Origin of the sequence: Candidatus Enterococcus wittei (assembly GCF_002140175.1) — a bacterium.
GTDB lineage: Bacteria > Bacillota > Bacilli > Lactobacillales > Enterococcaceae > Enterococcus_B > Enterococcus_B wittei.
In genome coordinates this window covers 64,427-73,505 of sequence record NZ_NGMO01000004.1, presented here as the reverse complement: position 1 = coordinate 73,505, position 9,079 = coordinate 64,427, and the positions used below count along the sequence as shown (strand labels likewise).

Genomic DNA, 9,079 nt, shown 5'->3' with positions numbered 1-9,079 from the left:
GTTCTATTGATGTCTTAACAAATAAATTTTTTAAAGAGGTTGGGAATTAGATTTTCCTAGCCTCTTTTTTGTTATTGATCTAAAGTAGAGCATTATTCGTTTTTAAGAAAAAGTTAACATAAAATTTATGCCTCTTTTCATTGAAGTATCAAACTAATTACATTTTGTTTTGCTCATAATGCTATGTTGATATAAGTAAACACACTCTTTGGTTTAGTTGATCATTTGTTGTATGATAAATAAAAGTAATAAGAAGATTACATGTAGTCAATGTTTCAAGGAGGTAATGGAATGAGAAAATTTTTGAAGAAAAAAACGCAGAAACCCAAAGAGTCGATACAGGAAAATCAAGTGGCTGATGTTCCAAAAGAATCTTCGATCAAAGAACAGACAACAGAAGAAAAAGAGTTTGATGCCTTTTTTTCTGAGACATTAAGGCGTTTTCCTCAAAAAACTTCTTCGATGATTTTAAAAACTTATGATACATCAAAACAACAAGCAGAAAAAATATTAGCAAAAAGTCAAGATCAATTTGAAGGTCTTTTCGAAGAGTTTTTAAAAGGAGCAGATGAACAGACACGTAAAAAATGCCACACAACGATTCATGCAGCAACGTTGACCGCAGCTATTATTGGTTGTTCGCCGATCCCATTCTCTGATGCGTTTCTTCTTGTACCAGTACAATTAACCATGATGGCCCGTTTACATAAAATATTCGGACAGTCATGGTCTGAATCTCTTGGCAAAAGTGTATCAAAAGAATTAGTAGTCGTGAGTTTAGGGAAGAGCGCTGTAGGAAATATCGTAAAAGTAGTCCCAGGTGTTGGAACTATTACTGGAGCAGCCATCAATGCAACAGTTGCCAGTACGATAACGGAAGCATTAGGCTGGATCACAGTCAAGATGCTAAATGATGGTGAAGATATATTTGATGATGTGATGTCATTTAAAGGTCAAGTACAAACGCTAACCAAATTATTGCGACAATCTAAGAAAAAATAAATCATTTTTGAGATAGTAAAAAATGAGGAGATATTATTTCTATGTTTTTCTTAAGGTAATAAGCCAGAGAACCTCAAAAATAGCTTTTTTGAGGTTCTCTGCTTATTTTCGAAAGGGTTATTTCTGAAATTATTTTTGTTCTAGATTATAACGTTGTGACTTGAGCAGTAAATAGATCTTCTCAGTAGATAATTTTTATGTATTCTGAATGTTTGGCTCAGTGCTGGAAAGATCAGCTCAGCAGATGGAATAGGGGACGTAAAAAGGTGTTCAGCTAAAAAAACAAATGAGCGTGAAACAAAAGTATGATTTACTCTTGTTTCACGCTCTAAATACGTACAAACGGCGGAATCAGAAGCAACTCCTATAAAAATAAGAAGGGATTCACAAAAATTTTAAAAGTAATTTTCGTGAATCCCTTCTTATTTCTCGGAGCTAACTACTTCTGGACCAGCCTCATTTTGTATCGAAGCTTTCAGTTTTTGAAAGCTATTTATTCTTTTGAGGCGTATTACTACTTTTTTGTCTGCTCTCTTTTACTGATTTAGGATCAAAAGAGAGACGGAGTATCCTATTTTTTAGGAGCCGATTATCGCTTTGTTAATTTTACGACAACCTCACAACGTGCAGTTTGTGGAAACATGTCTACTGACTGGAGATAGTCCACGTTAAATACTTTTGATAACTGTACAAGATCTTTGGCTAAAGTAGAGACGTTACAAGAAATATAGACCATCTTTGCTGGCGGATTTTTCATGATTGCTTGAATCAATTTTTCGTCTAGACCTGTACGTGGCGGATCAACGATGATTCCATCAGGTTGAAATCCTTCATTTAACCATTTTGGTAAAAGTTCTTCAGCGGTTCCCACTTCATAATGTGTATTCTGATAGCCAAGCCGTTGTGCATTTTCACGGGCATCTTCAATTGCCTGAGGAATGGTATCCATACCACGTACTTCTTTAGCTTGACTGGCAACGCTCAAACCAATTGTACCTACGCCACAGTAAGCATCAACAATTGTCTCATCTGGCTGGATAGCCAACGCCTTTATGCCCTCGCCATAAAGAACTTCGGTTTGTTTGGGATTCAATTGGAAGAAAGCCCGAGGAGAAAGATCAAAAGTTACTTCATTGATTTGTTCTTTAATGGCTTCTTTTCCCCAAAGATGGATTGTTTCATCCCCCATTACTAAAGAAGTTTTAGTCGGTTGAACATTTTGCATGATAGATACAACTTCAGGAAGTTGTTGATTGATCTCACGGATCATAGCATTTTTTTGTGGGAATTTTTGGCTACGAGTAATAAATACAACTTGTAATTCGCCAGTTTTAATGCCTACTCGAACCATGAGTGTCCTAAAAATCCCGCTATCAGCTCGTTCATCATAAATCGGTAAATCGTATTTATTCAGAAGTTGAACGACTGTATTGATGACCTTTTGTGTCTGCGGTTCTTGGACCAGACAATCATTGATAGCAACTAGCTGGTGCGAATTTGCCTGATAAAGACCTGCTTCGATCTGTTGCGTTTGATTGTTCTTTCTTAATTGGAATTGTGCTTTGTTTCGATAATGCCATGGGTCGTCCATCCCAATCGTTGGAAGAAGGGAATAAGAACGATAGCCACTAGGTTTGAATTTTTCCAAAGCTTGTAACAGTAAATCTTTTTTGAAATCCAGTTGGGCATGGTACGCTAAATGCTGTAACTGGCACCCACCACATTCATAATAAACCGGGCAAGGAGCGACGACACGATCTTTGCTAGTTTTTTTGATGGTGATTAATTCTCCTTCCGCATAACGAGGTGTTGCTTTCGTGATCTTAACAACTACTTCTTCTTTAGGAAGGGCATAAGGTACAAAAATGATCAGGCGTTTGAAATAACCGATCCCTTCACCATTGATGCCTAAGCGTTTGATTTTTAAAGGTATTTTTTGTCCGTTTTTGACCACTAATTCTGTCATAGGTCTCTCCCTTTTTCTCTATATGTGGCTTTATTTTAACATATTTGAACGAAGCATAGGGATTTTCTGTGGTATGATAGAAGATAAGAATGTACGTTCGAGGAGGATTTTTATGCTATCTATAATTAGGATCACTAAAGATAAAGGACCTTTTTATCAGATCGATTTTTCAGATGGAGAATCACTAAAAGTTTCAGAAGATATCTTAGTACGTTATCGTTTATTAAAAGGACAAGAACTCGAGAATGAAACAATTGAAGAAATCAAAAAAAATAGTGGTTTCGATTTTGGCTTACAACAAGCACTCAATTATTTGAGTTACCAATTACGTACAGAAAAAGAAATACGAATCTATTTAAAAGATAAAGAAATTGGACAAGAGGATCGTCATAAAATTGTCGATCGGCTAAAAGAATTAGGTTTGATCAATGATTTGACCTATGGGGAAAGTTACGTTCGGACAAATATGCGTCTAAGTGATAAAGGACCAAAAAAACTAGCGATGCAGATGCAACAAAAAGGTCTAACACCAGAAATTATCGAACAAGCACTCGAGCAGTATACTTTTGAAGATCAAGTAGAAAATGCCCACCAGACAGCAGAAAAAACATATAATAAAAATTATGGGAAAAGTCAAAAAGAACTCTTGCGGAATATCCAGCAAAGGTTGATGACTAAAGGTTTTTCATCAGATGTGATACAAGAGGCAATTGAAGCTTTACCAAAGGAAACTGATCCAGAAGAAGAGTACGAGTTGCTCGTGCAACAAGGAGATAAACTATGGCGTAAAAACAGTCGATTTGAATCAAAGAAAAGAAAGATGAAAGTTAAGCAGAGTCTTTATCAAAAAGGCTTTAATCTAGAAATGATCCAACGATTTATCTTAGAAAAGGAAGAAGAGATAAGTGAATAAAGTATGGGAAAATTGGTCTCCAGAAAAAAAGCAACAATTCCAAGAACAATTTATTGAGTGGTATGAACAAGAAAAACGGAATTTGCCATGGCGTTTCAATCAGGATCCTTACCGAATTTGGATTTCAGAGATTATGCTACAACAAACAAGGGTAGATACGGTTATTGATTATTTTTATCGATTCATGGAGTGGTTTCCAACGATCGAAGCTTTAGCTGAAGCACCGGAAGAGAAATTATTAAAAGCTTGGGAAGGGTTGGGTTATTACTCTCGCGTTCGAAATATCCAAGCTGCAGCGAAGCAAATCATGAATGAATTTGGTGGGAAAATGCCACAAACACCAGAAGAGATCAGCACATTAAAAGGAATCGGCCCATATACGACAGGAGCGATTGCCAGCATTGCGTTTGGATTGCCAGAACCTGCTATTGACGGCAACGTCATGCGAGTTGTTAGTCGGTTATTTTGTATTGAAGAAGATATTGCGAAAGCTTCCAGTAGGAAAATATTCGATCAAGCGATGCGGTCAATTATAGATGAATCACATCCAGGAGAATTTAACCAAGCACTGATGGATCTTGGATCAGCAATCTGTACCCCTACTTCGCCAAAATGCGAGCAATGTCCGATTCAAGAGTTTTGCTTGGCAAAAGAAAAAGGCATTCAAACGCTTTTTCCAATAAAATCGAAGAAGGCTAAACCAAAAGATGTTTATTATGTAGCTGCTGCTATTCAAAATTCAAAAGAAGCTTATTACTTTGAAAAAAGAGAGAATAAAAAATTATTAGCAGATATGTGGACGTTTCCGATGATCGAAGTGTCAAAAGAAGAATACGAAGACTTTCAAAAAAAATGGCAAACAGGTGATGAGATCAGTCTGTTTGATGAGCCACTTGTAGCAGAAGAAAATCTCAATACATTGCCTTTTGAAAAAGCAGAACAAATCATCTGGCAAAAAAGGCATCTAGGAGAAGTTACTCATATCTTCAGTCACTTAAAATGGCATGTATTGCTATTTTATGGACGCTTACCCCATCATTTTGATGGGCAACTAGGAGAGGGAAAGAAAACGAATTGGCTACTATCGAATGAATTCAATCAAGTCGTATTTCCAAAAGTACAAGTAAAGCTGATCCAGCTGTTAGATAAAAATCGAAACAATAGTAATCCTTTCTAGGCAAAGAAGATTTTTATTGCTATAATAATTACGATGTCGGTGTAATGAACACCCCAACACAAAGCACAAAATGTTGCTTAAGGAAGGATTGCGATGGGAGTTCCTAAAGAAGGAGAGTTTGTAACGATTCAGAGTTATAAACACGACGGCAAATTGCATCGAACGTGGCGAGATACCATGGTATTGAAAACAAGTGAACATTCAATGATTGGCGTCAATGATCATACTCTTGTAACAGAGTCTGATGGCCGACGTTGGGTGACTCGTGAACCAGCCATTGTTTATTTTCATAAAAAGTACTGGTTCAATGTAATAGCAATGATTAGAGAAAAGGGGGTTTCCTATTATTGTAATCTAGCTTCACCTTTTTTATTAGATGATGAGGCATTAAAGTACATTGATTATGACTTAGATATCAAGGTTTTTCCCGATGGCGAGAAGCGCTTGCTGGATGTCGATGAATATGAAATGCATAGTCAGATGATGAATTATCCAAGTGATATTGACTTCATTTTAAAAGAGAATGTGAAGATTCTGGTTGACTGGATCAATAATGGAGAAGGCCCTTTCTCAGAAGGCTATATTGATATTTGGTATAACCGTTACAAGCAATTGTCGCAAAAGTAGATAAAAACAGTAAGCAAGTGAAGGATTCGCTTCACAATGCTTACTGTTTTTACTTGAAGATTTGTTTACAATTTTTTGGTCATACTCTGATGAGTGATTCCTGCATCAATAAAAGTTTCACCATAAGGGGTATAGTGCAGCTTTTCGTAAAAAAGAATGGCCGTTTGTTGTGCTCCTAGTACCATTGTATTGAAGCCTTGTTTTTTGGCAAAGTCTTCTGCTTCTCTCAACAAGATTTGTCCTAGACCTTGGTGTCGATATTCTGATAAAATTGCCATACGCTGCACTTTCATCTTGCCATTTTCAAGGGGGAGAAGGCGAACCGTTCCACAGGCTTGGTTTTGTTCAGAGTAAAGAACGAAATGAATACAGTGCGCTTCATCTTGGTCAATTTCACGTGCTAATGGGACACCTTGTTCCACGACGAATACTTGATTTCTTATACGAACAGCATCTAAATAAATATGACTCATGGTATCCTTTGTATGAACAACTTTCATCGAACAGCCTCCTTTTTTTATAGTATACTGTAAAGTAAAGTGAATGGAAAGTAGACAAACAATGATAAATTTAACAGCATTTTTTTGAGAGATGCTATATACTAGTAAAAAAAGAAAGAAGGTAGGCTCGTGTTTGAGAAGTTAAAACAATCCAAATTGATGTTCTGGTCGTGCGAATTATTGATTCTCGCAACGTTGATATTAGTTTCTTCTAAAATCAATTTTATTTTCCAGCCGATTGGAACATTTTTTTCTACTTTATTTGCACCTGTATTGATTGCAGGTTTCTTGTACTATATCCTTAATCCCATCGTTGAGTTATTGATGCGAACGAAGATCAAACGAATTTGGGCAGTAGCAATTGTTTTGCTTTTATTAGTTGCTGCGATTATATGGATATTGCTCAGTGTGATTCCAAGTCTCGTTCAGCAAATTTCTTCCTTGGCTTATAATATGCCGGATTTTATTCGCCAAGTTGAAAATTGGTTAGCTGACGTTGCACAATGGCCGATTTTCAGAGAAGTAAATATCAATAAATATTTTGAACAACTAGATATTTCTTATGGAACGATCATCCAGCAATTTTTAAGTGGATTATCTAATAGTTTAGGATCTATTGTAGGAACGATTGCTTCTGCTACGATTGTGATTATCACAGCACCATTTATTTTGTTTTATATGTTGAAAGACGGGGAAAAATTAGTACCAAATATCAAAAGTTTTTTCCCAGAAAAAAGAAGAGAACAGATTGTTGAATTATTAGGACAATTGAATCGGACGTTAGCTAATTATATCAGTGGGCAGGCCATTGAATGTTTGTTTGTTGGGACATTTACTTTTTTAGGTTACTTTGCAATCGGAGTTGAGTATGCTTTTCTTTTTGGTGTGATTGCTGGGTTGACAAACTTGATTCCTTATTTAGGACCCTATTTAGGTCTGGCACCTGCATTTTTAGTGACAGTCTTTAATGATCCTTTCAAAGCACTATTGTGTTGTATTGTTGTGTTAGTGGTCCAACAATTGGATGGTAATATCATTTATCCAAATGTGATCGGAAAATCTTTGAAGATTCATCCACTAACGATCATCATCGTATTATTAGTGGCTGGAAACATCGCTGGATTACTAGGGATCTTCCTTGGTGTTCCTTTTTATGCGATCTGTAAAACAATCATTTCTTATGTTGTTAAAATCGTGAAGGAAGATAAACAAAACGAAAACAAGAAAAAGATTACCACAACATTAGATACAGGTAAGTCATAAACTTATTTTTATTGCAAAGAAAATTGCTTTATGATAACATTTTATCGTGGCTATGTTTAGCCACGTTTTTTTCTATCATCCATGAAAAATTAAATTTATAAGGAGAGAATGCGATTATGAATGCTGACCCTGAGAGTCAGTCGCTGTTAGCGCAGATTTTATTATTGATCATTTTGACATTGATCAATGCTTTTTTAGCAGCTTCCGAAATTGCTGTTGTTTCGATCAATAAGAATAGAGTCGAACAAAAAGCTGAAGAAGGAGATGTGAAATCTAAAAAGCTTTTAAAGATATTGCAGAATCCAAATAATTTCCTATCAACAATCCAAGTAGGAATCACTTTGGTCAACATTTTGTCTGGTGCCTCTTTAGCCAATACTTTATCAGAAAGGTTAGCACCTATAATAGGTGGCGGTGCTGCAGCCAAAAGTATTGCAAACATTATTGTACTGGCTATTTTGACCTATGTTTCGATTGTTTTTGGAGAATTGTACCCTAAACGGATCGCTTTGAATAAATCAGAAGAGGTAGCGAATTTCACTTCAGGCTTAATTCGTCTGATCGGTGTTGTAGCAAAACCATTCGTATGGCTGTTATCCGCTTCTACAAGTTTGTTGGCTCGCATCACCCCAATGACATTTGATGATACAGATTCGAAGATGACCAGAGATGAAATGCGTTATATGCTGGAAACTGAAGGGGTACTGAATAACGAAGAATTGGAGATGCTTCAAGGTGTCTTTTCATTAGACACGAAAGTTGCGCGGGAAGTAATGGTGCCTCGGACAGATGCTTTTATGATCGACATCAGTGACTCCGTTGAAGAAAATGTCAATGAAGTGTTGTCAGAAAATTATTCTAGAATTCCAGTTTACAATGGAGATAAAGATAAAGTCGTAGGGATTCTTCATACGAAAAATCTATTAAAAGCGGCACATAAATTTGGTTTTGAACATTTAGATATCCAAAAAATCATGCAAGAACCGCTTTTTGTTCCAGAAACGATCTTCATTGATGACTTATTATATGAAATGAAAAAAACACAAAATCAAATGGCCATTTTACTTGATGAGTATGGTGGTGTAGTTGGTTTAGCGACTCTAGAAGATTTATTGGAAGAAATTGTCGGAGAAATCGATGATGAATCTGATGAAGTAGAAAGTCTTTATGAGCAAGTTGATGAACATGAATACATTATCCAAGGTCGTATGCTGATCGATGAATTTAATGAAGCATTTGAAAGTAATCTGCATATGAGTGATGTAGATACGATGGCGGGGTATTTGATTACTGCGTTAGGTTTGATTCCAGATGAAGGAGAAAAACTATCTTTCGATGTGGACAATATCACGTTGATCTCTGAAGAAATGGAAGGTTCACGTATCTTGAAGATCCGAGTCATTTTCCATGACCCAGCAGAACCTGAAGCAGAACCAGATGAAGAACGTCGTTACTTCAGAAAAGAATTTGAAGATGGCGAACCGCGAAGATAAGCCAACTATGAATGATTTCTAAATAATGAAATGAAAGAACGGATAGATTACTTGTAATTAGGGCTCTTTGTCAAACACACATGAATTCGCAAACTCATTCACCCTGAAGAATGAAAGGTAAGATTGTAGTACAATTAT

At 36.2% G+C, this 9,079-nt stretch carries 8 protein-coding genes; 6 read left to right on the top strand and 2 right to left on the bottom strand.

The annotated features are described in order from the left end of the window. Nucleotides 1-291 precede the first annotated feature (291 nt). Entirely contained in the window at nt 292-1,002 is a 711-nt protein-coding gene (locus A5844_RS11460) for a YcjF family protein (protein ID WP_086285324.1), read from the top strand. 589 nt (nt 1,003-1,591) lie between these two features. Here the strand turns inward: A5844_RS11460 and rlmD are convergent. Further along, nucleotides 1,592-2,968 (bottom strand): 23S rRNA (uracil(1939)-C(5))-methyltransferase RlmD, encoded by a 1,377-nt coding sequence (gene rlmD / locus A5844_RS11455; RefSeq protein ID WP_086285323.1) that lies wholly within the window; start codon nt 2,966-2,968, stop codon nt 1,592-1,594. Between the two features lie 112 nt (nt 2,969-3,080). Between rlmD and recX the strand changes: the two genes are divergently transcribed. From recX to ntdP, 3 genes are all read left to right on the top strand, one after another. After that, entirely contained in the window at nt 3,081-3,881 is an 801-nt protein-coding gene (recX, locus tag A5844_RS11450) for a recombination regulator RecX (protein WP_086285322.1), read from the top strand. Beyond that, the gene (gene mutY / locus A5844_RS11445; RefSeq protein WP_086285321.1) at nt 3,874-5,058 is read left to right on the top strand and encodes an A/G-specific adenine glycosylase; all 1,185 of its coding nucleotides are present in this window, start codon (nt 3,874-3,876) and stop codon (nt 5,056-5,058) included. Before recX ends, mutY begins: the two co-directional genes overlap by 8 nt. 93 nt (nt 5,059-5,151) lie before the next feature. Continuing rightward, the gene (gene ntdP, locus A5844_RS11440; protein WP_086285320.1) at nt 5,152-5,685 is read left to right on the top strand and encodes a nucleoside tri-diphosphate phosphatase; all 534 of its coding nucleotides are present in this window, start codon (nt 5,152-5,154) and stop codon (nt 5,683-5,685) included. 65 nt (nt 5,686-5,750) lie between these two features. Here ntdP and A5844_RS11435 read toward each other — a convergent pair whose 3' ends face one another. Then, nucleotides 5,751-6,185, bottom strand: a complete 435-nt coding sequence (locus tag A5844_RS11435; protein WP_086285319.1) for a GNAT family N-acetyltransferase — start codon at nt 6,183-6,185, stop codon at nt 5,751-5,753. 129 nt (nt 6,186-6,314) lie between these two features. Here A5844_RS11435 and A5844_RS11430 point away from each other — a divergent pair, with 129 nt between their 5' ends. Both A5844_RS11430 and A5844_RS11425 read left to right on the top strand, forming a co-directional pair. Beyond that, a complete protein-coding gene (locus A5844_RS11430) occupies nt 6,315-7,448 on the top strand; it encodes an AI-2E family transporter (RefSeq protein WP_086285318.1) in 1,134 nt (377 codons plus the stop codon). A 116-nt stretch (nt 7,449-7,564) separates the two neighbouring features. Further along, the gene (locus A5844_RS11425) at nt 7,565-8,941 is read left to right on the top strand and encodes a hemolysin family protein (RefSeq protein WP_086285317.1); all 1,377 of its coding nucleotides are present in this window, start codon (nt 7,565-7,567) and stop codon (nt 8,939-8,941) included. Nucleotides 8,942-9,079: the final 138 nt, after the last annotated feature.